Annotated in this window: 19 protein-coding genes and 1 riboswitch; of the genes, 15 read left to right on the top strand and 4 right to left on the bottom strand. The window is 72.5% G+C overall.

The features are described from left to right. Positions 1 to 150: 150 nt before the first annotated feature. On the bottom strand, positions 151 to 918 hold the full coding sequence (locus ACZ5GH_RS22910; RefSeq protein ID WP_387750196.1) for a rhomboid-like protein: 768 nt from the start codon (positions 916 to 918) through the stop codon (positions 151 to 153). A gap of 560 nt (positions 919 to 1478) precedes the next feature. Between ACZ5GH_RS22910 and ACZ5GH_RS22905 the strand changes: the two genes are divergently transcribed. The 7 genes from ACZ5GH_RS22905 (at position 1479) to ACZ5GH_RS22875 (ending at position 12100) form a co-directional block, all read left to right on the top strand. After that, positions 1479 to 2216, top strand: a complete 738-nt coding sequence (locus ACZ5GH_RS22905) for a response regulator transcription factor (protein ID WP_030057574.1) — start codon at positions 1479 to 1481, stop codon at positions 2214 to 2216. 98 nt (positions 2217 to 2314) lie between these two features. Beyond that, complete coding sequence (locus tag ACZ5GH_RS22900) at positions 2315 to 3502, top strand: sensor histidine kinase (protein WP_387750194.1); 1188 nt, start codon at positions 2315 to 2317, stop codon at positions 3500 to 3502. A gap of 233 nt (positions 3503 to 3735) precedes the next feature. Then, positions 3736 to 7479, top strand: a complete 3744-nt coding sequence (locus tag ACZ5GH_RS22895) for a multifunctional oxoglutarate decarboxylase/oxoglutarate dehydrogenase thiamine pyrophosphate-binding subunit/dihydrolipoyllysine-residue succinyltransferase subunit (protein ID WP_464335136.1) — start codon at positions 3736 to 3738, stop codon at positions 7477 to 7479. 252 nt (positions 7480 to 7731) lie between these two features. Further along, positions 7732 to 9717, top strand: coding sequence for a protein kinase domain-containing protein (locus ACZ5GH_RS22890; protein ID WP_387750190.1), 1986 nt, complete (start codon positions 7732 to 7734; stop codon positions 9715 to 9717). A gap of 46 nt (positions 9718 to 9763) precedes the next feature. Further along, positions 9764 to 9943 carry a DUF6104 family protein gene (locus ACZ5GH_RS22885; RefSeq protein WP_049649445.1) on the top strand — a complete coding sequence of 60 codons (180 nt, stop codon included), beginning with the start codon at positions 9764 to 9766 and terminating at the stop codon, positions 9941 to 9943. A 212-nt stretch (positions 9944 to 10155) separates the two neighbouring features. Further along, a complete protein-coding gene (locus tag ACZ5GH_RS22880; RefSeq protein ID WP_387750188.1) occupies positions 10156 to 11064 on the top strand; it encodes a DUF4097 family beta strand repeat-containing protein in 909 nt (302 codons plus the stop codon). Between the two features lies 1 nt (position 11065). Next, the gene (locus ACZ5GH_RS22875; protein ID WP_387750186.1) at positions 11066 to 12100 is read left to right on the top strand and encodes a helix-turn-helix transcriptional regulator; all 1035 of its coding nucleotides are present in this window, start codon (positions 11066 to 11068) and stop codon (positions 12098 to 12100) included. Between the two features lie 136 nt (positions 12101 to 12236). Here ACZ5GH_RS22875 and ACZ5GH_RS22870 read toward each other — a convergent pair whose 3' ends face one another. Together ACZ5GH_RS22870 and ACZ5GH_RS22865 are read right to left on the bottom strand one after the other, a co-directional pair. Continuing rightward, on the bottom strand, positions 12237 to 13199 hold the full coding sequence (locus tag ACZ5GH_RS22870) for a zinc-binding dehydrogenase (RefSeq protein ID WP_464335135.1): 963 nt from the start codon (positions 13197 to 13199) through the stop codon (positions 12237 to 12239). 176 nt (positions 13200 to 13375) lie between these two features. Beyond that, a complete protein-coding gene (locus ACZ5GH_RS22865) occupies positions 13376 to 14569 on the bottom strand; it encodes an NAD(P)-dependent malic enzyme (protein ID WP_387750181.1) in 1194 nt (397 codons plus the stop codon). A 583-nt stretch (positions 14570 to 15152) separates the two neighbouring features. Here ACZ5GH_RS22865 and ACZ5GH_RS22860 point away from each other — a divergent pair. The 5 genes from ACZ5GH_RS22860 to ACZ5GH_RS22840 all read left to right on the top strand — a co-directional run bounded on the left by ACZ5GH_RS22860 (position 15153) and on the right by ACZ5GH_RS22840 (position 19951). Beyond that, entirely contained in the window at positions 15153 to 16076 is a 924-nt protein-coding gene (locus tag ACZ5GH_RS22860; RefSeq protein ID WP_387750179.1) for an ABC transporter substrate-binding protein, read from the top strand. A 422-nt stretch (positions 16077 to 16498) separates the two neighbouring features. Continuing rightward, positions 16499 to 17422, top strand: coding sequence for an ABC transporter substrate-binding protein (locus tag ACZ5GH_RS22855; protein ID WP_387750177.1), 924 nt, complete (start codon positions 16499 to 16501; stop codon positions 17420 to 17422). Between the two features lie 37 nt (positions 17423 to 17459). Beyond that, a complete protein-coding gene (locus tag ACZ5GH_RS22850) occupies positions 17460 to 18434 on the top strand; it encodes an amino acid ABC transporter permease (protein ID WP_387750174.1) in 975 nt (324 codons plus the stop codon). Continuing rightward, positions 18431 to 19234, top strand: coding sequence for an amino acid ABC transporter ATP-binding protein (locus ACZ5GH_RS22845; RefSeq protein ID WP_387750171.1), 804 nt, complete (start codon positions 18431 to 18433; stop codon positions 19232 to 19234). The genes ACZ5GH_RS22850 and ACZ5GH_RS22845 overlap by 4 nt, the downstream gene beginning before the upstream one ends. 135 nt (positions 19235 to 19369) lie before the next feature. After that, entirely contained in the window at positions 19370 to 19951 is a 582-nt protein-coding gene (locus ACZ5GH_RS22840; RefSeq protein WP_387750169.1) for a CGNR zinc finger domain-containing protein, read from the top strand. Between the two features lie 3 nt (positions 19952 to 19954). Here the strand turns inward: ACZ5GH_RS22840 and sodX are convergent, their stop codons facing one another. Continuing rightward, a complete protein-coding gene (sodX, locus tag ACZ5GH_RS22835; protein ID WP_387750598.1) occupies positions 19955 to 20317 on the bottom strand; it encodes a nickel-type superoxide dismutase maturation protease in 363 nt (120 codons plus the stop codon). A gap of 273 nt (positions 20318 to 20590) precedes the next feature. On the opposite strand from sodX, the gene sodN reads away from it, so the two are divergent. From sodN to ACZ5GH_RS22820, 3 genes are all read left to right on the top strand, one after another. Continuing rightward, complete coding sequence (gene sodN / locus ACZ5GH_RS22830) at positions 20591 to 20986, top strand: superoxide dismutase, Ni (protein WP_045699892.1); 396 nt, start codon at positions 20591 to 20593, stop codon at positions 20984 to 20986. Between the two features lie 90 nt (positions 20987 to 21076). Beyond that, positions 21077 to 21207: riboswitch (cobalamin riboswitch) on the top strand. Positions 21208 to 21318: 111 nt separating this feature from the next. Further along, positions 21319 to 22398, top strand: coding sequence for a FecCD family ABC transporter permease (locus tag ACZ5GH_RS22825; protein ID WP_464335134.1), 1080 nt, complete (start codon positions 21319 to 21321; stop codon positions 22396 to 22398). After that, positions 22395 to 23219 (top strand): ABC transporter ATP-binding protein, encoded by an 825-nt coding sequence (locus ACZ5GH_RS22820; RefSeq protein ID WP_464335133.1) that lies wholly within the window; start codon positions 22395 to 22397, stop codon positions 23217 to 23219. The genes ACZ5GH_RS22825 and ACZ5GH_RS22820 overlap by 4 nt, the downstream gene beginning before the upstream one ends. Positions 23220 to 23232 lie beyond the last annotated feature (13 nt).

Below are 23232 nucleotides of genomic sequence, written 5' to 3'. Positions count from 1 at the left end.
CGCTCAGTTCGCTGTGAGCGAACAGGAATCCGCCGGAAGGACGCCTCGACCGACCCCGTCAAAAGAGTCCTAACGGCACACCAAGCGCGCCTTAAAGATTCCTGAGCGAACCATCGCCGGACCGGGGACACCCCCGACCGGGCGAGGCCGTCAACGCGCCGTCCACACCCGCGCGGGCGCACCGCCGGAGGCCGTCACGGCAGCCGGACGCGGCCGGGGCGGGCGCCGCTCGGCCCGGCGCAGCCAGCGCCACAGGGCGACCCCGGCCAGCACCGCGGCCGGGTGCCCCACCCCGGTGACCACGTCCCTGTCGGTGGCGATCTGCTCGGCGATCATCAGCCCGGCGCCGCCCAGCGCGAGCAGCCGCCCGCGCCAGGAGAGCAGCCCGGCCACCGCGCCCAGGCAGGCGAGCACGCCGTAGCTGACCCCGATGTCCAGGTGGTCCATCACCTCGGGCGCCATCCGCCCGGTCTCCACCGCGGTGATCACCACCCCCTGGGAGAGCAGGGTCGCCGCGACGTGCCCGGCCGCGAACACCGCCGCCGCCCGGGCCGGACCGACCCTGCGCTCCAGCGGGGCGATGGTGAGGGCGAATCCCCACAGGTACGGCATCCACGCCTCGCCGGCCACCCAGAACCCGCTCAGCACAAGGGCGCGCAAAGGGTGCTGGAGCAGGTTGTGCCCGTCCGAGCTGGAGGCCTCCTGCAGGCGCTGGACGAGTTCCGGATCGGCGATCCTCGCGAAGGTCGTGGTGGCTCCCACGACGGCCAGGTACCCGAGCGTGAAGGGCGTCCTGCGGGGCGTCGGCACCCGTTCCAGCAGCCACTCCAGGACCCCGGTGCGCAGCCCGAGGCGGAGCATTCCGTACGGCGCCCCCGCGGTCCCGAACCCGTCGGCGCCCCGCCCGCGTCCCGCCATGCCGCCTCCGCTCCACGCCGCAGCCACCGGCTCCCCGCCAGGTGCCCAACGTACCGGCGCGCGCCGCGGATTCCGCCCGGTCGGGTGTTGTCGTGGCCACGGTACGTCGAGGTTCTGGGAGGCACCTGGGAAAAGCCCGTGAAGACCGTCGCCGTAGCGGACTGCCGGATTCCCCGGATTGGTCCAGACCTTCTCCCCGGCAGGGCCGCAGCAGGGCCTCTGACCGGCGACTTGGTGCGAACTGGACTGCATACGTACCGTTACGCAGTGAAAATTCGCCGGGTAAGGTATCGGCCCGTGCCCACTCGTGCAGTGGGTCCGAGGGCGGCCCGAAAGCCGGCCCACGGGCCGGAAACGTCCGGTCCACCTGCCGGAAAGCATCCGCTGTCCGTACGCTGCGAAGTGCGCGGGAGAAGTGGGCGGCCGACCATCCGTCCTCGGCTCCCGATCGCGCGACGGGACGGCGGACCCGGCACAGTCCACGACGGAACAAGACTACGAGCGGAGCCCGCCATCCCCACAGATGGCCGGCCCGCAGCCCTGGGGGCGGTGGCGTGACCGTGACAGAAATTCAGCAGGACAACCACAACACCGGTGGCACTGTGAGCAGCCAGCGCAGAGTCCTGGTGGTGGAGGACGAGCCCACGATCGCCGAGTCGATCGCCGCCCGGCTGGGCGCCGAGGGCTTCAAGGTCGCCGTGGCCCACGACGGCCCCGGCGCGGTCGACGGCTTCCACACCTGGCAGCCGGACCTGGTGGTCCTCGACATCATGCTGCCCGGCTTCGACGGGCTGGAGGTGTGCCGCCGGATCCAGGCCCAGCGCCCGGTGCCGGTGCTGATGCTGACCGCCCGCGACGACGAGACGGACCTGCTGGTCGGCCTCGGCGTGGGCGCCGACGACTACATGACCAAGCCGTTCTCGATGCGCGAACTGGCCGCCCGCGTCAACGTCCTGCTGCGCCGCGTCGAGCGCGCCCAGCAGGCCGCCCGCACGCCCGCGCTGGGCAGCCTGCGGTTCGGCGAGCTGGAGATCGACCACGTGCAGCGCCGGGTCCGGCTGGCCTCGGGCGACGTCCACCTGACGCCGACCGAGTTCGACCTGCTCGCCTGCCTGGCCGCCCAGCCGCGCGCCGTGCTCACCCGCGAGCAGCTGCTGGCCGAGGTCTGGGACTGGACCGATGCCTCCGGCACCCGCACCGTGGACAGCCACGTCAAGGCGCTGCGCCGGAAGATCGGTGCCAGCTGGATCCGCACCGTCCACGGTGTCGGCTACGCGCTGGAAGCTCCGCTCTCCTAGGGCCCGGCTCCGCACGGGCGACGGGCCACCGGGGGGCCCGTGTCCGGGACGACGCCGTGCCACCACGCGGGGGGACAACGCGGGGACCACAGGGGACAATGACCTTTCCACAGCAACGCAACGGGGAATCCGACGGCGCGCGGCCGCAGAACCTGGCCACCCGTGCCGCCCGCCGGGTCTGGGCCGACATCCGGCCGCTCGACCCGGTCCGCTCGATCAAGGGCAAACTCGCCCTGCTCGTGATCGTCTCCGTTTTCCTGGCCACCGGGATGGTGGTCGTGGCGATCCGGTCCGAGACCCAGATCCGGATCATCATGGTCTTCTCCATGATCGCCTCGCTGCTCTTCATGCAGTTCCTCGCGCACGGGCTGACCGCCCCGCTGCGCGAGATGACGGCCGCCGCCCGCGCGATGGCCTCCGGCGACTACAGCCGCCGGGTCGAGGCGAACTCGCGCGACGAGATCGGCGAGCTGGCCGCCGCCTTCAACGCCATGGCCGCCGACCTCCAGGCCGCCGACCGGCACCGCCGCGAGCTGGTCGCCAACGTCTCGCACGAGCTGCGCACGCCGATCGCCGCGCTGCGCGCCGTGCTGGAGAACGTGGTGGACGGCGTGGTCCAGCCGAACCCGGCCACCCTGGGGGCGGCGCTGGAGCAGACCGAGCGGCTCGGCCGCCTGGTCACCCACCTGCTCGACCTCTCCAAGATCGACGACGGCGTGGTCGACCTGGACGCCCGCCCCTTCGAGGTGCGCGAGTTCCTGGACGGCGTGCTGCGCGGGGTCACCGTGGACGGCGCGACGGCCGGCGGCGCCTTCTCCCGGCGCGGGGACGTCCGACTGGCCCTGGAGGTCAGCCCGACCGGCCTGACCGGCGTGGCGGACCCGGAACGGCTCCACCAGGTGGTCGCCAACCTGGTGGACAACGCCTGCAAGCACTCCCCGCCCGGCGGCACCGTGACGGTGCGGGCGAGACCGGAGGGCGCGGACGGCGGCCTGCTGCTGGAGGTCGAGGACGAGGGCCCCGGCATCCCGCCGGCCGACCGCACCCGGGTCTTCGAGCGGTTCAGCCGCAGCGGCACCGCGACCGCCGCCGGGCCGGGCGCGGACGGCGGCACCGGGCTGGGCCTGGCCATCGCCCGCTGGGCGGTGGACCTGCACGGCGGACGGATCGCGGTGGCCGAGTCCCCGCGCGGCTGCCGGATCGAGGTCCGGCTGCCCGGGCGGCGCCAGGGCGACGGTCAGGACATTTGTCACAGATCCGACACAACGGCCTACGAAGATCGCTAGAGGATTCGGCCGATCTTTTGTCCGGTTTGATCCCGGTATGGACCCTGTTCGGCGTCGATCGGTTCCCCTCAGATACGGCTTTCTAACGCACTTTTTCAGCCAAAGTGCAGGTCAGCACTGTGATCTGGGCGACGCCTGGGCCCCGGGGACTGCGCGATCACTGGTCAGGGGCGTAGCCTTAATCCCCGCTGTCCAAACATCCCAAAAGGAAGCGGAAGAGGGCGGTTGCCGCCGTGTCGCCACAGTCCCCTGAAACCCCCAACAGCTCGGCAAGTTCCACTGGCTTCGGCCCCAATGAGTGGCTCGTCGACGAGATCTACCAGCAGTACCTCCAGGACCCGAACTCGGTCGACCGAGCCTGGTGGGACTTTTTCGCCGACTACAAGCCCGGTACCGAGGTGACCCCAGTGACCCAGGCCGCGACCCAGGCCGGCCCCGCGCCGACCCCTGCCGCTGCCCCCGCGCCCGCCGCTGCCGCTCCGGCCGCGTCCGCCGCCGCCCCGGCCGCTCCGGCCCCGGCCCCGGCTGCCGCTCCGGCTCCGCTCGCCGCCGCGCCCGCCGCGCCTCCGGCCCCCAAGGCCGCCGCCCCGGCGCCGGCCGCGCCCGCCGCCGCCGGCCCCGAGCTGGTCCAGCTGCGCGGCCCGGCGAAGGCCGTCGCCACCAACATGGACGCCTCGCTGGAGGTGCCGACCGCGACCTCGGTCCGCGCCGTGCCGGCGAAGCTGTTGATCGACAACCGCATCGTCATCAACAACCACCTGCAGCGCGCCCGCGGTGGCAAGGTCTCCTTCACCCACCTGATCGGCTACGCCCTGGTCCAGGCCATCAAGGCCGCCCCGGGCATGAACTACAGCTACAAGGTGGAGGACGGCAAGGCCTTCCTGGTCAAGCCGGAGCACGTCAACCTCGGCCTGGCCATCGACCTGGTCAAGCCGAACGGCGACCGCCAGCTGGTCGTCGCGGCCATCAAGAAGGCCGAGACGCTCGACTTCTTCGGCTTCTGGCAGGCCTACGAGGACATCGTCCGCCGGGCCCGCGCGAACAAGCTGACCATGGACGACTTCACCGGCGTCACGGTCTCGCTGACCAACCCCGGCGGCATCGGCACCGTGCACTCCGTGCCGCGCCTGATGCAGAACCAGGGCACCATCGTCGGCGTCGGCGCCATGGAGTACCCGGCCGAGTTCCAGGGCTCCGCCCCGGAGACCCTGTCCCGCCTGGGCGTCTCCAAGATCATGACGCTGACCTCGACCTACGACCACCGCGTCATCCAGGGCGCGGCGTCCGGCGAGTTCCTGCGCGAGATCCACCGCCTGCTGCTCGGCGAGAACGGCTTCTACGACGAGATCTTCGAGTCGCTGCGGATCCCGTACGAGCCGGTCCGCTGGGCCACCGACGTCGCCACCACCCACGACGACGAGGTCAACAAGACCGCGCGCGTCATGGAGCTGATCCACTCCTACCGGGTCCGCGGTCACCTGATGGCCGACACCGACCCGCTGGAGTACAAGCAGCGCAAGCACCCCGACCTGGACGTCACCACCCACGGCCTCACCCTGTGGGACCTGGAGCGCGAGTTCGCGGTCGGCGGCTTCGGCGGCCAGAAGATGATGAAGCTCCGCGACATCCTCGGCCTGCTGCGCAACACGTACTGCCGCACCGTCGGCATCGAGTACATGCACATCCAGGACCCGAAGCAGCGCAAGTGGCTGCAGGAGCGCCTGGAGAAGCCGTACTCGAAGCCCGAGCGCGAGGAGCAGCTGCGGATCCTGCGCCGGCTGAACTCGGCCGAGGCGTTCGAGACCTTCCTGCAGACCAAGTACGTCGGGCAGAAGCGCTTCTCGCTGGAGGGCGGTGAGTCGCTGATCGCGCTGCTGGACGCGACCATCGACGCCGCCGCCGAGCACCGCATCGACGAGGCCGTCATCGGCATGGCCCACCGCGGCCGCCTGAACGTGCTGGCCAACATCGTCGGCAAGCCGTACGGCAAGATCTTCGGCGAGTTCGAGGGCAACCTCGACCCGAAGTCGATGCACGGCTCCGGCGACGTCAAGTACCACCTGGGCGCCGAGGGCACCTTCACCGGCCTGGACGGCGAGACCATCAAGGTCTCGCTCGCCGCGAACCCCTCCCACCTGGAGGCCGTGGACCCGGTCGTCGAGGGCATCGCCCGCGCCAAGCAGGACATCCTGGACCAGGGCGGCACCACCTTCCCGGTGCTGCCGATCCAGATCCACGGCGACGCGGCCTTCGCCGGCCAGGGCGTCGTCGCGGAGACCCTGAACATGTCGCAGCTGCGCGGCTACCGCACCGGCGGCACCGTGCACGTCGTGGTGAACAACCAGGTCGGCTTCACCGCCGCCCCGGCGTCCTCGCGCTCCTCGATGTACTGCACCGACGTGGCCCGCATGATCGAGGCCCCGATCTTCCACGTGAACGGCGACGACCCGGAGGCCGTGGTCCGCGTCGCGCGGCTCGCCTTCGAGTTCCGCCAGGAGTTCCACAAGGACGTGGTGATCGACCTCATCTGCTACCGCCGCCGCGGTCACAACGAGGCCGACAACCCGTCGTTCACCCAGCCGCTGATGTACGACCTGATCGACAAGAAGCGCTCGGTGCGCAAGCTGTACACCGAGGGCCTGATCGGTCGCGGCGACATCACCATGGAAGAGGCGGAGCAGGCGCTCCAGGACTTCCAGGGCCAGCTGGAGAAGGTCTTCGCCGAGGTCCGCGACGCGGCCCAGACGCAGACCGTCGGCACCAACGGCAAGCCGGTCGCCGACTTCCCGGTCAACATCCAGACCGGCATCTCCCAGGAGATGGTCAAGCGGATCGCCGCCTCCCAGGTCAACCTGCCGGACTGGCTGACCGTCCACCCGCGCCTGCTGCCGCAGCTGCAGCGCCGCGCCGCCTCCGTCGAGGACAACACCATCGACTGGGCGATGGGCGAGACCCTCGCCATCGGCTCGCTGCTCATGGAGGGCCACCCGGTCCGCCTGGCCGGCCAGGACAGCCGCCGCGGCACCTTCGGCCAGCGGCACGCCGTCCTGATCGACCGCAAGACCGGCGAGGACTACACCCCGCTGCAGTACCTGACCGAGGACCAGGCCCGCTACACCGTCTACGACAGCCTGCTGTCGGAGTACGCGGCCATGGGCTTCGAGTACGGCTACTCGCTGACCCGCCCGAACGCGCTGGTCATGTGGGAGGCGCAGTTCGGCGACTTCGTCAACGGCGCGCAGACCATGGTGGACGAGTACATCGCCTCCGCCGAGCAGAAGTGGGGCCAGCACTCCGGCGTCACCCTGCTGCTGCCGCACGGCTACGAGGGCCAGGGCCCGGACCACTCGTCCGCCCGCCCGGAGCGCTTCCTCCAGCTGTGCGCGCAGAACAACATGACGGTCGCCATGCCGACCCTGCCGTCGAACTACTTCCACCTGCTGCGCTGGCAGGCGCACAACCCGCACCACAAGCCGCTGGTCGTCTTCACCCCGAAGTCGATGCTGCGTCTGAAGGCCGCGGCGAGTGCGACCGAGGAGTTCCTGTCCGGCTCGTTCCGCCCGGTCATCGGCGACACCACCGTCGACCCGGCGCAGGTCCGCAAGGTGGTCATCACCGCCGGCAAGTTCTACTACGACCTGGACGCGGCCCGCACCGAGCGCGGCGTCACCGACACCGCGATCGTCCGGGTCGAGCGGCTCTACCCGCTGCCGGTGGCCGAGCTCCAGGAGGAGCTGGCCCGCTACGGCGACGATGTCCAGTTCGTCTGGGCGCAGGAGGAGCCGGCCAACCAGGGCGCCTGGCCGTTCATCGCGATGAACCTGGTCGACCACCTCCAGGTCGTCATCGGCCGCAGCGGCGGCGACGCCCGTCTGCGCCGGGTCGCCCGCACGGCGGCGTCGTCCCCGGCGGTCGGCTCGGCCAAGCGGCACGCCGCCGAGCAGCAGGCCCTGGTCGAGGAGGTCTTCGCGCTCTGACGCGCCGAAGGCCCACCGCCCGCAACGCCCGCGGCCCCGTCCTCCCCCACCGGGAGGGCGGGGCCGCGGGCGTTTCGCGCTCCACGGCGCTGCCATGCCAAGGTCGCAGCTCTGCAACCAAACCGGAACCGCTGTGCGCGAGGCCCTGACGGGTCGATAGGTTATGCCTCGCCGCCCGGCAGCCCGGCGCCCGTCGACGCGCCCGGCCGCCACGGCCGTACCACCTCACCGCACTCCCAGGGGGATCACCACATGACCGCCGACACGCCTAGGGACGCCGGCAAGCTCCCACCGGTCTTCCAGCCGCTCCTCCCGGACGACCCCCGGGAGGTCGGCGGCTACCGGCTGTTCGCCCGGCTGGGCGCCGGCGGCATGGGCCGGGTCTACCTCTCCTACACCCCGGGCGGGCGCCCGGTCGCGCTCAAGGTGGTGCGCCCGGAGTTCGCCGAGGACGGCGAGTTCCGCCGGCGCTTCGCCCAGGAGGTCAGCAACGCCCAGCGCATCCACGGGCTCTACACCGCGCAGGTGATCGACTCCGGCGGCCTGGACAGCGACGCCCCCTGGCTGGTCACCGCGTACGTCCCCGGCCCGTCCCTGCAGCAGGTGGTGCGCGAGAACGGCGCGCTGCCGGTGCGCACCGTGCTGCTGCTGATGGGCGGCATCGCCGAGGCCCTCCAGGCCATCCACAGCGTCGAGGTGGTCCACCGCGACCTCAAGCCCGCCAACGTGCTGGTCGCCGGGGACGGCCCGCGGGTGATCGACTTCGGCATCGCCCGGGCCGCCGACGCCACCGCGCTGACCGGCACCGGCTACCGGATCGGCTCCCCCGCCTTCATGTCCCCCGAGCAGGCCCAGGGCCGCCCGGTCTCCCCGGCCACCGACGTCTTCGCGCTCGGCGCCCTGGCCGCGTACGTGGCCGGCGGCACCGCGCCGTTCGGCGACGGCCCGGACACCGCGGTGCTCTACCGGGTGGTGCACGAGGAGGCGGACCTCACGGCCGTCCCGGCGGACCTGCGCGAGCTGATCCAGCGCTGCCTGGCCAAGTCGCCGGAGGACCGGCCCACGCCCGCCGAGATCATCCGGATCGCCCGCAACCACCCGGAGGTCGACGGCCAGCTGCGGTTCGGCGACGACTGGCTGCCGCGCGAGGTCAACACCGAGATCACCCGGCGCTCCGACCTGCCCAGGACGCCGCCCACCCCGCTGCCGGCCGCGCCGGCCACCCCGCCGACCCCGCTGCCCGCGATGCCGGCCACTCCCCCGCCGCCGACCGGCGCGCCGACCCACCCGACCCATCCGACTCACCCGACCCATCCGACCCACCCGGCCACCGCGGTGCAGCCGCCGGCGCCGCCGCTCGGCTTCACCCCGCCGCCGGTGGGCTCGTACGGCGCCCCGCAGCCGCCCACCGAGTCGCCGACCGCGCCGGTGCTGCCCGCCCCGCCGACCGTCCGGGTCCAGCCGGAGCCGCCGTCCTACGACACCCCGCCGCCCGGCCCGGTGGTGACCGCCGACCCGGCGCCCGCGCCGGAGCCCAAGCGCAAGGGCGGGGTGTCCTGGAAGGTCCTGCTCACCGTCGCCCTGGTGATGGCGGTCGGCGGCACCGCGGGCGGCGTGGTGCTGATGAAGAAGCTGGACGACGGCGACAAGAAGGGGCACTCCTCCGCGCAGAACAACGCCGCGACCGGCGGCCCGGCGGCCCCGACGCCCACCCCGACCCAGACCCCGGCCGGTCCCACCGCCTCCGCCACCTCGGGCTCGGTGTCGGCCTCCACCCCGAAGCCCGGCCAGAGCACCGTCTCGGCCCCGGCCCGGCCGACCGGCTACTCCCCGATGCTGGACAAGAAGTCGCTGGCGATCCCCAGCGCCGAGTACTCCTCCGACGCCTACCGGATCGACCTGGACTCGGGCACCGTGGTGCCCCGCTCCACCGACCTCAAGTGGGGCTTCGGGGTCACCAACAACAGCAGCGGCAGCAAGGCCAACGCCTTCTCCAGCTACGGCGACAACAAGTCGGACTTCGCGGTGATCACCGAGCCGTCCGTCACCGCCGAGCAGTGCACCGCCGCGATCGACTCCCGGCCGGACACCGACCTCTCGTACAACCGGGTCGCGCCCGGCCGCCTGCTGTGCGTCCGCGACCGGGTCACCCGCAACATCGCCGTCCTGGTGATCGAGCAGGCCGACCCGACCACCGGGGCCGCCAAGGTCACCGTCAGCACCTGGCGGGCCAGCTGACCGGACTATCCTGACCAGGTCAATCCCCATCGGACCGGAGCGAACCGTGTACTTCACCGACCGAGGCATCGAGGAGCTGGAGAACCGGCGCGGCGAGGAGGAGGTCACCCTGGGGTGGCTGGCCGAGCAGCTGCGCACGTTCGTCGACCTCAACCCGGACTTCGAGGTCCCGGTCGAGCGGCTGGCCACCTGGCTGGCGCGGCTCGACGACGAGGACGACGAGTGACCCGGTGACGGCCGTCGCGAGGCCCGGGAGGCAACCGCCTCCCGGGCCTCGCGCGTGTCCGGGCACGGGATCCCGCCCAGCCCCGTAGGGGACACCTCGGGGACGGATCGGGGTCGGGATCGGGGGCCGGCACGCTTGACTCTGCCAGCACGCGATATATCGTCTTCAGAAGAGAACGCGATACATCGCGATCGGCGAGGGAGGCGGCAGAGATGAGCCAGTGGACGGTCGAGGGCACCGAGAGGATCACCTTCGACGAGCCGGTGCGCGCGCTGCACGTGCGGACCATCGAGGGCACCGTGAACGTGGTGGCGGCCGAGGGCCCGGCCCGCCTGGAGGTCACCGAACTGGTCGGCGAGCCCCTGCACGTGACGCTGGTGGACGGCGTCCTGACGGTCACCTACAAGGACATCAACAGCTGGGGCGAGTTCGGCGACCGGCTGAAGTCGGTCGGCTCGGTGAAGGACCTCTTCGGCTCCTTCAAGCGCAAGCGGATCGCCGGCGTGACGGTCACCGTCCCGGCCGCGGTCGAGGTCAAGGTCGGCACCGTGTCCGCCGACGCCACCGTCAGCGGGGTCGACGGGCACGTCTCGGTGCAGAGCGCCAACGGCGACACCACCCTCGCCGGGGTGACCGGCCGGATCGAGGCGAGCACCGTCACCGGCGACGTGGACGCCCAGGCCGTCGGCGGCCGGCTGAAGGTCAACACCGTCTCCGGGCAGCTCACCGTGATCGCCGGCACCGCCGACCGGATCCAGGCCAACACCGTCACCGGCGCCGTCACCCTGGACCTCGACGTGGCCGGCGAGACCGACGTCAAGGTCAACACCGTCAGCGGCGCGGTCGTGGTCCGGATCCCGTCCCTGGCCGACGCCACCGTCGAGGCCGGCTCCACCAGCGGCGACGTCTCCAGCACCTTCGAGGAGCTGCAGATGAGCAGCACCTGGGGCGCCAAGAAGATCTCCGGCCGGCTCGGCGAGGGCCGCGGCAGCCTCAACGTCACCACCGTCTCCGGCGCGGTCACCGTGCTGCGCCGCCCCGACTCGGAGGAGGAGGGCCCGGTGGTGGTCAAGGAGCTCCCGGCCGGTCCCGGCACGCCGAACCTCAGCAAGGAGGCCTGAGATGACCCCCGTGTTCGGCCACGGCCGGCTCCGCCTGTACCTGCTGAAGCTGCTGGACGAGGCGCCGCGGCACGGCTACGAGGTGATCCGGCTGCTGGAGGAGCGGTTCCAGGGCCTGTACGCCCCCTCGGCCGGGACGGTCTACCCCCGGCTGGCCAAGCTGGAGCAGGAGGGCCTGGTCACCCACAGCACCGAGGGCGGCCGCAAGGTGTACCGGCTGACCGACGCCGGGCGCGCCGAACTCGAAGCCCGGCAGGGCGAGTTGGACGAGCTGGAGGTGGAGATCCACGACTCCGTGGCGCAGCTCGCCGGGGCGATCCGCGAGGACGTCCGGGACAGCGCCAAGGACCTGCGCGAGGAGCTGTGGCAGGCCGCCCGGCAGGCGCCCCGGCCGGAGCGCGCCGAGGGCGGCGACCCGTGGGCCGGGCCCTGGGGGGACAACGAGTCCTGGCAGCGCGCCAAGGAGGAGTTCGCCCAGTTCAAGCAGCAGGCCAAGGAGCAGGCCAAGCGCGCCCGGGAGCAGGAGAAGGCCGCCAAGGCCAAGGCGAAGGCCGCCGAGGCGGAGGCCCGCCGGCTGCGCGAGCAGGCCAAGGCCTCCCGCACCGCCGCCCAGCAGGAGGCGCTGCGGATCAAGCGCCGGGTCGAGCAGCAGGTGCGCGAGCACGCCGCGAAGGGCGACTGGCCGACCGGGCTGGCCGAGGGCCTGTCCGAGCTGACCAAGGGCCTGGCCGGGCTGGCCGACGCGGCCCGCTGGGGCCACGGCGCGCAGGAGCCGCCCGCCGGGAACGCCGAGCGGGTCACCGTGACCCGGATCGACCTGGACGAGGACGCGACCGGCACCCCGGCCGACCTGCCGTCCTGGGCCCGCACCGACCCGGCCGGGGACCCATCCCGCGAGCTGGAGCGGCTGCTCGACCGCTTCCGCGACCAGGTCCGCGACGCGGCCCGGGACGGCGGGGTGAGCGCGGACAAGCTGGCCGAGTCCCGCGCGGTGCTGGGCGCCGCGGGCGAGCGGCTGAAGCGGCTGCTCGGCTGAACCGGCGGTCCGGCGGGTGACGGCCCGGCGCCCCCGTGGGGGAGGCGCCGGGCCGCCGCGCGTGCGACCGCGTCGGGGCCTCAGCTCGCCGGGACGTCAGCGCGCCGCGGTGCCGGGGCGCCGGGGTGCCGGGGCGTCAGGGCTGGAGGACGATCTTGCCGAAGACGTCGCCCTTGGCGAGCCGGGCGAAGCCGTCCCGCGCCTCGGCCAGCGGCAGCACCGAGTCGATCACCGGCCGGACGCCGGTGTTGGCGCAGAACGCGAGCAGCCCGGCCAGCTCCTCCTTGGTGCCCATGGTCGAGCCGACCACCTTCAGCTCCAGGAAGAAGATCCGGTTCAGCTCGACGGAGCTCGGGTTGGCGCCGGAGGTGGCCCCGGAGATGACGATGGTGCCGCCCGGGCGCAGCGACTTCACCGAGTGCGACCAGGTCGCGGCGCCGACCGTCTCCAGCACCGCGTCCACCCGCTCGGGCAGCCGGGCACCGCTCTCGAAGGCCGCGTCGGCGCCGAGCTCCACCGCCCGGGCGCGCTTGGCCTCGTCCCGTCCGGTGACCCAGACCCGCAGGCCGGCCGCCTTGCCGAGGACGATCAGCGCCGTCACCACCCCGCCGCCCGCGCCCTGCACCAGGACGGTGTCACCGGGCTTGACCCCGGCGTTGGTGAACAGCATCCGGTAGGCCGTCAGCCAGGCGGTGGGCAGGCAGGCGGCCTGCTCGAAGCTCAGTTCGGCGGGCTTGGGGAGCAGGTTCCAGGTGGGCACCGCGACCCGCTGGGCGAAGGTGCCCTGGTAGCGCTCGGTCAGGATGGACCGCGGCTCGTCCGGGCCGACCCCGTGGCCGCTCTGGCCGATCACCGAGTGCAGCACCACCTCGTTGCCGTGCTCGTCGACGCCGGCGGCGTCGCAGCCGAGGATCATCGGCAGCTTCTCGGCGGGCAGGCCGACCCCGCGCAGCGACCAGAGGTCGTGGTGGTTGAGGCTGGCGGCCCGGACCGTGACCACGCTCCACCCGGGACGGGCCTGCGGCTCGGGGAGGTCGCCCAGCTCCAGCCCGCTCAGCGGGTCGGCGGCGTCGATACGTGCGGCGTAGGCAGCGAACATGCCCCGGACGATAGCCGCGACGGCCGGAACCGGGAACCACGCCAAGGTGTGACGCGTGTCCCGGCCGCGGGTCCCCGCTCGCCGCGACCCGCTGCCGAGCGTCGTCGCCGGCGCTCGGGGGAGCCGGGGGGCGCGGGGGAGCGGCCGCGTGGTCGGCGCGCTCCCCCGTCGGACCGTCAGATCCGCGCCACGCCCTCGGCCCGGGCGGCCTCGGCGACGGCCTTGGTGACCGCCGGCGCGACCCGCTCGTCGAACGGCGAAGGGATGACCTTCTGCGGCGTCAGCTCGTCGGCCACGACGCCGGCCAGCGCCTTGGCGGCGGCCAGCTTCATGCCCTCGGTGATCCGGGAGGCGCGGACCTGCAGGGCGCCCGCGAAGATGCCCGGGAAGGCCAGCACGTTGTTGATCTGGTTCGGGAAGTCGCTGCGGCCGGTGGCGACCACGGCGGCGTACTTGTGCGCGACCTCGGGGTGGATCTCCGGGTTGGGGTTGGCCATCGCGAAGACGAACGCGCCCTCGGCCATGGTCGCGACGACCTCCTCCGGCACGGTGCCGCCGGAGACGCCGATGAACACGTCGGCGCCGGCCAGCGCGTCGGCCAGCGAGCCCTTGAGGCCGGTGCGGTTGGTCTGCCCGGCGATCTCGGCCTTGACGTCGGTGAGGTCGCCGCGGCCCTCGTGCACCACGCCCTTGCGGTCGCAGACGGCCACGTCGCCGATGCCGGCCGCGACCAGCATCTTGGCGATGGCGATGCCGGCCGCGCCGGCGCCGGAGATGACGGCCCGCAGCGAGCCGATCTCACGGCCGGTCACCTTGGCGGCGTTCCACAGGGCGGCGGTGGTGACGATCGCGGTGCCGTGCTGGTCGTCGTGGAAGACCGGGATGTCCAGGGCCTCCTGGAGCCGGCGCTCGATCTCGAAGCAGCGCGGCGCGGAGATGTCCTCCAGGTTGACCCCGCCGAAGGAGGGCGCCAGCCGGACCACGGTCTCGACGATCTCGTCGACCCCGGTGCAGGCGAGCGCGATCGGCACCGCGTCCACGCCGCCGAACTGCTTGAACAGGATGGCCTTGCCCTCCATGACGGGCAGCGAGGCCTGCGGGCCGATGTCGCCGAGGCCCAGCACGGCGGTGCCGTCGGTGACGACCGCGACGGTGTTGGACTTCCAGGTGTAGTCGTTGACCAGCTCCGGCTGCTCGGCGATGGCCGTGCAGACCCGGGCGACACCGGGGGTGTAGGCGAGGGACAGGTCGTCCGCGTCGCGCACCGGGACGGTCGCCCGGATCTCCATCTTGCCGCCGCGGTGCAGCGCGAAAACCGCGTCGACCGGATCGTCGGTGTCCTGGGTGCTGCTGATGATCTCCGCTGCCACGATGACCTCTTCGTCATTGATCTGGCGAGGACGCGCGGCCGACGGACAGGGCGACCCGGCCGGAAACCGGAAACCGGGTACGCCGAAGCGGACCCGGGGTCAGGGTCGGGGCGCTGCCGTCGGGCGGCGCCCTCGGATGAGGGTTTTATGGGGTCTTGTGTTGTCCGCGTTGTGCTTCGGGGCCGAGCGTAGGTGGGACAAAGGCATCGCACCTATGCCTTTTCGTCCTCGTCACGTACGGTTCATCGCCGCGCTGTCGGGTCACAGGGCCCGGCGTCGGAAGCACCGGGCTCCGGCGACGGCAACGGCGTGAGCGCACGCGCACCCACAGGAGTGAACGCAGATCGAAGGGGAATCGGTGCCCCGGATACGGAGCCGCGTGAGGACTTCCGTTCCCGAGCACCCCGAGCCTGTCGGGGCTCGTCGGTCTGGTTCGAGCGTTCGGGGGTCACCCGGTGACGAATTCTGACACACCCGCCGCCGGGCCCGGCAGGCCGGGATGGCAGGATCGCTTGTCCGCCATGCCGCGTACACCCGCGCGACACCATGGCGGCCGCACGCCCGTCCCACAGGAGTCGCCCTCATGCCTCACGTCCGCCACGCCCGTCGCCCGATCCCGGCCGGCGCCGCCCTGGCCACCGCCGGAGCCCTGCTGCTGACCGGCTGCGGCGGCGGGCAGGCCGCCTCGGACGACCCGGTCAAGGACCTCCGCGACAAGCTGCCGAAGGCCCAGCGGTCGGCCGGCGCGCTGCGGATCGGCATGGACGTCAACTACGCCCCGGTGGAGTTCCGCGGCCCGGACGGCAAGCCGACCGGCCTGGACCCGGACCTCGCCGCCGCCCTGGGCCGGATCCTCGACGTGCGGGTCGAGTTCGTCGACACCCCCTTCGACAAGCTGATACCGAACCTCCAGGCCAAGCAGTACGACGTGGCGATGTCCGCGCTCAGCGACACCCGCCAGCGCCGGGACGCCCTGGACGAGGCCGGCAAGAAGACCGGCCCGGGCGTGGACTTCGTGGACTACTTCATCGCCGGCACCTCGATCGTCGTCCCGAAGGGCAACCCGAAGGGGATCAAGACCCTGGACGACCTCTGCGGCAAGACCGTCGCGCTCCAGCAGGGCACCACCCAGGACGAGGTCGTCACCCGCCAGGTGGCCGTCTGCACCCGGGCCGGCCGCCCGCTGACCCCCCACAAGCTGGACTCCGACGCCAAGGCGCTGGCCGAGGTCGCCTCCGGCGCGGCCGCGGCCGGGCTGAACGACTTCCCGGTGGCCGCCTACGCGGCGAAGACCACCGACGGCGGCGCCCGCTTCGAGGTGACCGGCGGGCAGTCCACCTCCAACCCGTACGGGATCGCCCTGCGCAAGGACGACGAGCAGCTGCGCGACGCGCTGGCCAAGGCGATCGACCAGCTGATCCGCAGCGGCGAGTACGACAAGATCCTGGCCAAGTGGAACGTCAACGCCGGCGCGGCGCAGAACGCGGTGGTCAACGGGGGCATCTGAGCGGCGGGGCGGCGGGCCTCCGGGACCGGCACAGAGGGATCTGCATACTTATGCGCAGAGTGACAGGGGCACGGGATAAGTCCGAATAGCGGACAGCGCGACCCCTCGTTATCCGATTTTGATCTGGATGAGGGCCATCTGACCGTCATCAGATGGCAGGATTCCCCCCATCTCGGATCGAGCCGGCCACAGGTCGAGGTCGTTCGGTCAACGTCCACCTCGGCGGAGGGTGGCGGAAGCAGTACCTCGTAGAACCCCGGGCGGCTCACCCCCGCGCCCGGGCCACTGCACGACCCGGCCTGCACGTACGACGACGTACGGCGACACGCACCCGTACCGAGCCGCGCGGCTCGCCGTTCCGGTGCGCCGCTCCCGCGGCGCGCTCCGCCCGACCTCTCTCCCCCAGGATGGAGATCCCCCTCATGACCACCCGTACGCAGCGCAACCGGCTCTTCGCAGCCGGTGTGGTCGCCGCCTCCGTCTCCCTCGTGCTGGCCGGCTGCAGCAGCAGCAAGAGCGAGAGCGGTGCCCCCAACGCCTCCGCCACCGTCAACGAGGTCAAGGCCGACCCCAAGCTGGCCGCGCTCGTCCCGGACGACGTCAAGGCGGCCGGCAAGCTCGTGGTCGGCGCGGACGCCTCCTACGCGCCGGACGAGTTCAAGGACGACAGCGGCAAGGTCATCGGCATGGACGTCGACCTGGCCAACGCCATCGCCGCCAAGCTCGGGCTGAAGGCCGAGGTCCAGGACTCCGGCTTCACCGCGATCATCCCCGGCATCCAGTCGAACAAGTTCCAGCTCGGCATGTCGTCCTTCACGGACAACAAGGAGCGCGAGCAGATCGTCGACATGGTCACCTACTTCAACTCCGGCAGCGCCGTCGCGGTGAAGAAGGGCAACCCGGAGAAGATCGACCCGAAGGACCTCTGCGGCAAGAAGGTCGCCGTCCAGACCGGCACCACCCAGGCCGACGAGATCAAGGACACCCGCGACCCGGACTGCGCCAAGGCCGGCAAGCCGGGCGTCCAGAACGGGGGCGACAAGTTCGACCTCCAGACGGACGTCACCAACGCCGTGGTCTCCGGGCGCGACCAGGCCCTGATGGCCGACTCCCAGGTCGTCGACTACGCGATCAAGCAGTCCGGCGGCCAGCTGGAGAAGGTCGGCGAGACCTACGGCACCGCCCCCTACGGGGTCGCCCTGGCCAAGGGCTCCAAGCTCACCCCGGCCGTCCAGGGCGCCGTCCAGTCGCTGATCGACGACGGCACCTACAAGCAGATCCTCACCAAGTGGGGTGTCGAGGCCGGCGCGATCGAAAAGTCGGCCGTCAACGGCGCCGTCAGCTGACCCTCGTACGCTTCATCTTCTCCCCCGAGGCCACACCGTGAACTCTTTGGACAAGGGGACGGCGCAGAAGGGGCGGCCTGAGACCATCAAGGCCGTCCCCGTCCGCCACCCCGGACGCTGGGCGGGCGCCGTCGTCATCGCCCTGCTCGCGGCGATGCTGCTGAGCGCCCTCTTCACCAACCCCGCCTTCAAGTGGGACATCGTCGGGAAGTACCTGTTCCACGACAGCATCATGCACGGCCTGCTGGTGACGCTGGAACTGACCGTGCTCGCCATGCTCATGGGTGTGGTCGGCGGCATCGTCCTCGCGGTGATGCGCCTGTCCCCGAACCCGCTGCTGGCCGGCGTCGCGTGGGTCTACATCTGGATCTTCCGCGGCACCCCGGTGCTGGTGCAGCTGGTGTTCTGGAACTTCCTCGGCCTGATCTGGGCCAAGCTGTCGATCGGCGTCCCGTGGGGGCCGGAGTTCTGGTCCGAGCAGACCAACGTGCTGATCCCGACCTTCGTCGCCGCGCTGCTGGGCCTCGGCCTCAACGAGGCCGCCTACATGGCGGAGATCGTCCGCGGCGGCATCCAGTCGGTGGACGAGGGCCAGAGCGAGGCCTCGCACGCGCTCGGCATGAGCCGGTTCCAGACCATGCGCCGGATCGTCCTGCCGCAGGCCATGCGGGTGATCATCCCGCCGACCGGCAACGAGACCATCTCGATGCTCAAGACCACCTCGCTGGTCTCCGTGATCTCCCTGGAGGAGATCTTCCGGGCCGGCCAGGTCATCTACTCCCGGAACTACCAGAACATCCCGCTGCTCATCGTGGTGAGCCTCTGGTACCTGTTCTTCACCTCGGTGCTGACCATCGGCCAGTACTACATCGAGCGCCACTACGCCCGAGGCTCCAACCGCACCCTCCCGCCCACCCCGCTGCAGCGGCTGCGGGGCCTGTTCGCCGGGAAGCCCGCCCCCAGGACGAACGCCGACGTCGTCCCGGGGCTCGAGGGAGGTGGTCACGCATGACCGATCTGACCAAGTCCCCCGCCGGCGCCACGGCGGCCGCCGAGCCCATGGTGCGCGCCGAGAACGTGCACAAGTCCTACGGCCTGGTCGAGGTGCTCAAGGGCATCGACCTGGAGGTCAAGCAGGGCGAGGTGTTCTGCCTGATCGGCCCCTCGGGCTCCGGCAAGTCGACCTTCCTGCGGTGCATCAACCACCTGGAGAAGATCAACGGCGGCCGCCTCTGGGTGGACGGCGAGCTGGTCGGCTACCGCCAGAAGGGCGACCGGCTGCACGAGCTCAAGGACCGCGAGGTCGCCCTCAAGCGGCGCGACATCGGCATGGTCTTCCAGCGCTTCAACCTGTTCCCGCACATGACCGCCATCGAGAACGTCATGGAGGCGCCGGTCCAGGTCAAGGGCGAGAGCAAGGCCGAGGCCCGCGAGCGCGGCATGGCCCTGCTGCAGCGGGTCGGCCTCGCCGACAAGGCGAAGAACTACCCCTCGCAGCTCTCCGGCGGCCAGCAGCAGCGCGTGGCGATCGCCCGCGCGCTGGCCATGAAGCCCAAGCTGATGCTCTTCGACGAGCCCACCTCGGCGCTCGACCCGGAGCTGGTCGGCGACGTCCTCGACGTCATGCGCGGCCTCGCCGAGGAGGGCATGACCATGGTGGTCGTCACCCACGAGATGGGCTTCGCCCGCGAGGTCGGCGACGCGCTGGTGTTCATGGACGGCGGTGTGGTGGTCGAGTCCGGCAACCCCCGCGAGGTGCTCACCGACCCCCGGCACGAGCGCACCAGGGCCTTCCTGTCCAAGGTGCTCTGAAGCCCGTACCACGGCGCCCGGCAGACCCGTCCTGCCGGGCGCCGTCCCTTTCCGCGCCCGGGTAATAGGCTGGAATCGCCACCGGGTAATAGGCTGGAGGCAGTCAGCCCGTTACCGAATTCTGGAAGGACCCCTGTGGAGCTCGCCGCCTACGCCGACCTCGCCGTCCGGCTGGTGAACACCGAGGAGCCCGAGCGCGGCACCGACGCGCTGACCTCCGTGGAGGCGGTGCGCGCCCTGTTCTCCGACTCCTCGCGGGCCGCCGCCCTCGCCGACGAGTCCGACCTGCCCCGGCTGCGGGCGGTGCGGACCCGGCTGCGCGGGGTCTTCGAGGCCGCCGCCGACGGCGACGAGATCCGCGGCGTCGACCTGCTGAACAGCCTGCTCATGGAGTACCCGGTCAGCCCGCTGATCTCCGGGCACGACTACCTGGACGACGCCGGACGGCCGCGCTGGCACCTGCACCTGGCCGACAACTCGCCGACCGCCACCGCGCACTTCAGCGCGGTCGCCTGCATGGGCCTGGCCGTCCACCTGACCGAGCTGGGCGCCGACCGGCTCGGCATCTGCCAGGCCGCGCCCTGCCGCAACGCCTACCTGGACACCTCGACCAACCGCTCCCGCCGCTACTGCTCGGACCGCTGCGCGACCCGCGCCAACGTGGCCGCCTACCGGGCCCGCAAGCGCCAGGAGGCGGAGGCGGCGGCCCGCGAGTAGGTCCTAGACCCCGTCCACCCAGGCGCCCAGCCGGCGGGCCAGGCCCGGCACCCGGGCCAGCCGCGGGGTGAGCAGCAGCCGCTCCAGCCGGCGCCCCGGCGCCAGCCAGGCCGGGCTCGGCCGCAGCCGCAGCAGCACCCGGCCGAGCACCAGTTCGTCCGGGACGGCGCCGTAGCTGCGGCTGTCGCTGTCCACCGGACGGTTGTCGGAGAGCAGCCACCAGCCCTTGGACCGGCGCTCGGCGGCCCGTTTCACCACCAGCAGGTCCTGCTGGAAGGGGTGCCGGAAGAGCACCACCGCCCCCGGCCGGATCGGCGCGCCGTAGCGGACCAGCAGCTGGTCGCCCTCGCGCAGGGTCGGGACCATCGACGGCCCGGCCACGTCGACCAGTCCGAACGGCAGCGCGCCGCCCCGGTCCCGTCCGCCGGCTCCGGCGCCCTCCGGTCGCGTGCTCCGCGCCACGACTCCTCCTCCCGCTCCGCCCGCCCCCAGTCTGCCGTACGGACCGTCACCGGCCCGATGTCCGGATTACCCCGGTTCCGGGTCCGTCTTTTGCCCTAGGCCCGCCGCCCGACCGCGAAACCGCGAGGACGGCGGGGTAATCTCGGGCGCGGGAAGACGATCTAAGGAAGGACTCCCATGTTCTCTCGTCTGTTTGCACCGCGCGCCACCGCCCACGCCCACTGCGACCTGCCCTGCGGCGTGTACGACCCGGCGCAGGCCAAGCTCGAGGCCGAGTCGGTCAAGGCCACCCAGGAGAAGTACCAGGCCAACGAGGACCCGCACTTCCGCGCCCGCGCCATCATCATCAAGGAGCAGCGCGCCGAGGCCGTCAAGCACCACATCTCGGTGCTGTGGAGCGACTACTTCAAGGCCCCGCACTTCGAGAAGTACCCGCAGCTGCACCAGCTGATCAACGACACCCTGAAGGCCGCCTCGGCCGCCAAGGCGTCCACCGACCCGGCCACCGGCCAGGCCCTGCTGGACCTGATCGCCGAGGTCGACAAGATCTTCTGGGAGACCAAGCAGGCCTGAGCCTGACGCGTCGCCACCCGACCGCCCCCGTCCGCGCAGCCGGACGGGGGCGGTCGTGCGTTCACCGCCCGGCCCCACCCCCGGTAAGGGTTGCCTGCCCTGAGTGGCTGTTATGCTGCCAGGGCGTCCGAGGGGGAAGTCCGGTGTGAATCCGGCGCTGACCCGCAACGGTGAGCGCGGCCCGTACCAGCCCGTACGACCGCGCCAGCCCGATCGCCCTCGGCCGCTGACCTCCCGACAACTCGCCGCGGACTGCGAGGGGAACGGCGCCCCGGCACACCTGCGGCCCGCGCCCGCCCCGGCGCACCCGCGGCCCGAGGCAAGGCGTCCCCGTGAACCGCGCACCCGCAGACCGTGCAGCCGGCCCGCCCGCCCGGCGCACACCCGTCGCCCCGCTCGCCGCCGGCCTCGCCGTCGCGCTGCTGCTCTCGCTGGTCTGCGGAGTCGCGCTGGGCTCCTCCGGCCTCGGCCTGCCCCGGGTGCTGCGACTGCTGGGCGCCGGGCTGACGGGCGGTCGGCTGGACGCGGGCGAGGCGGCCGCGTACGCGATCGTCTGGGAGATCCGGCTGCCGCGCACCGTGCTGGCCGCCGTCGTCGGCGCCGGGCTGGCCGCGTGCGGGGTCGCCGTCCAGGCGCTGGTGCGCAACGCGCTGGCCGACCCCTTCGTGCTCGGCGTCTCCTCCGGCGCGGCCGTCGGCGCCAACGCCGTCCTGCTGTTCGGGGCCTTCGCCTCGCTCGGGGTGTGGGCCGTCTCCGCGTCCGCCTTCGGCTCCGCCCTGGCCGCCATGACGCTGGTCTACCTCGCCGCCCGCACCGCGTACGGGCTCACCCCGCTGCGCCTGGTGCTCACCGGCACCGCCCTGTCCTACGGCTTCTCGGCCACCACCACCCTGATGGTCTTCGCCGCCGACCGCGGCGAAGCCGCCCGGGACGCCATGATGTGGCTGCTCGGCAGCCTCGGCGGCGCCACCTGGGGCAAGGTGCCGGTCGCCGCCGCCACGGTGCTGGCCGGCCTCGCCTACCTGACCGGCGCCGCCGGGCGGCTGGACGCGCTCGCGATGGGCGACGAGACCTCCGCCTCGCTCGGCGTGGACCCGGACCGGCTGCGCCGCGAGCTGTTCGTGGTGACCGCCGCCGTCACCGGCACCGTGGTCGCCGTCAGCGGGGCGATCGGCTTCGTCGGGCTGCTGATGCCGCACCTGTCGCGGATGCTGGTCGGCGCCGGGCACCGCCGGGTGCTGGTGGTCGCGCCGCTCGCCGGGGCGCTGCTGCTGGTCTGGGTGGACATCGCCTCGCGCACCCTGCTGGCGCCCGCCGAACTGCCCGTCGGGGTGTTCACCGCGGTCCTCGGCGTGCCCGCCTTCCTCGTGATGATGCGCCGCCGCGGCCAGGCCTTCGGAGGCAACCGGTGACCGACGTGATCGAGGCGGCGGCCGGGACCGGGCCGACGCGGGCCCAGGACCTCGCCGTCGACGCCGTCTCGGTGGAACTGGCCGGCACCCGGCTGGTCCACGAGGTGAGCCTGGCGGCCGCCGCCGGGCAGGTGGTCGGCCTGATCGGCCCGAACGGCAGCGGCAAGTCGACCCTGCTGCGCTGCGTCTACCGGGTGCTGGAGCCGACCGGCGGCGTGGTCCGGCTGGCCGGGGACGACCTGCACGCCCTCACCGCCCGGGAGAGCGCCCGCCGGGTGGCCGCGCTGACCCAGGAGCACTCCGCCGAGTTCGACTTCACCGTCGCCGAGGTGGTCGCCATGGGCCGGCTGCCGCACCGCCGCGGCTTCGGCGGCCCGGCCGCGGGGGACGCGCAGCGCTGCGCCGAGGCGCTGCGCAAGGTGCGCGCCGGACACCTCGCCGACCGGGGCTTCCTGAGCCTGTCCGGGGGCGAGAAGCAGCGGGTGCTGTTCGCCCGCGCGCTGGTCCAGGAGCCGCGCCTGCTGGTGCTGGACGAACCCACCAACCACCTCGACATCGCCCACCAGTTGGAGGTGCTGGCCCTCGCCCGCGAGGCCGGGCCGACGGTGCTCACCGCACTGCACGACCTCAACCTCGCGGCGGGCCACTGCGACCTGCTGTACGTGCTGCGGGCCGGCCGGATCGTCGCCTCCGGCCCGCCCCACGAGGTGCTCCGACCCGCCCTGCTGGCCGAGGTGTTCGGCGTCCGGGCCACCCCGGTGCGGCACCCCGGGACCGGCGCCCTCCAGCTGCTGTTCGACCGCCTCGACCACTCCGCCTGATCCGTCCCCCGGA

The organism is Kitasatospora sp. Xyl93 (assembly GCF_055383135.1).
Note: the sequence above shows the minus strand (reverse complement) of the source record. Positions and strands in the feature narration are given on the sequence as shown.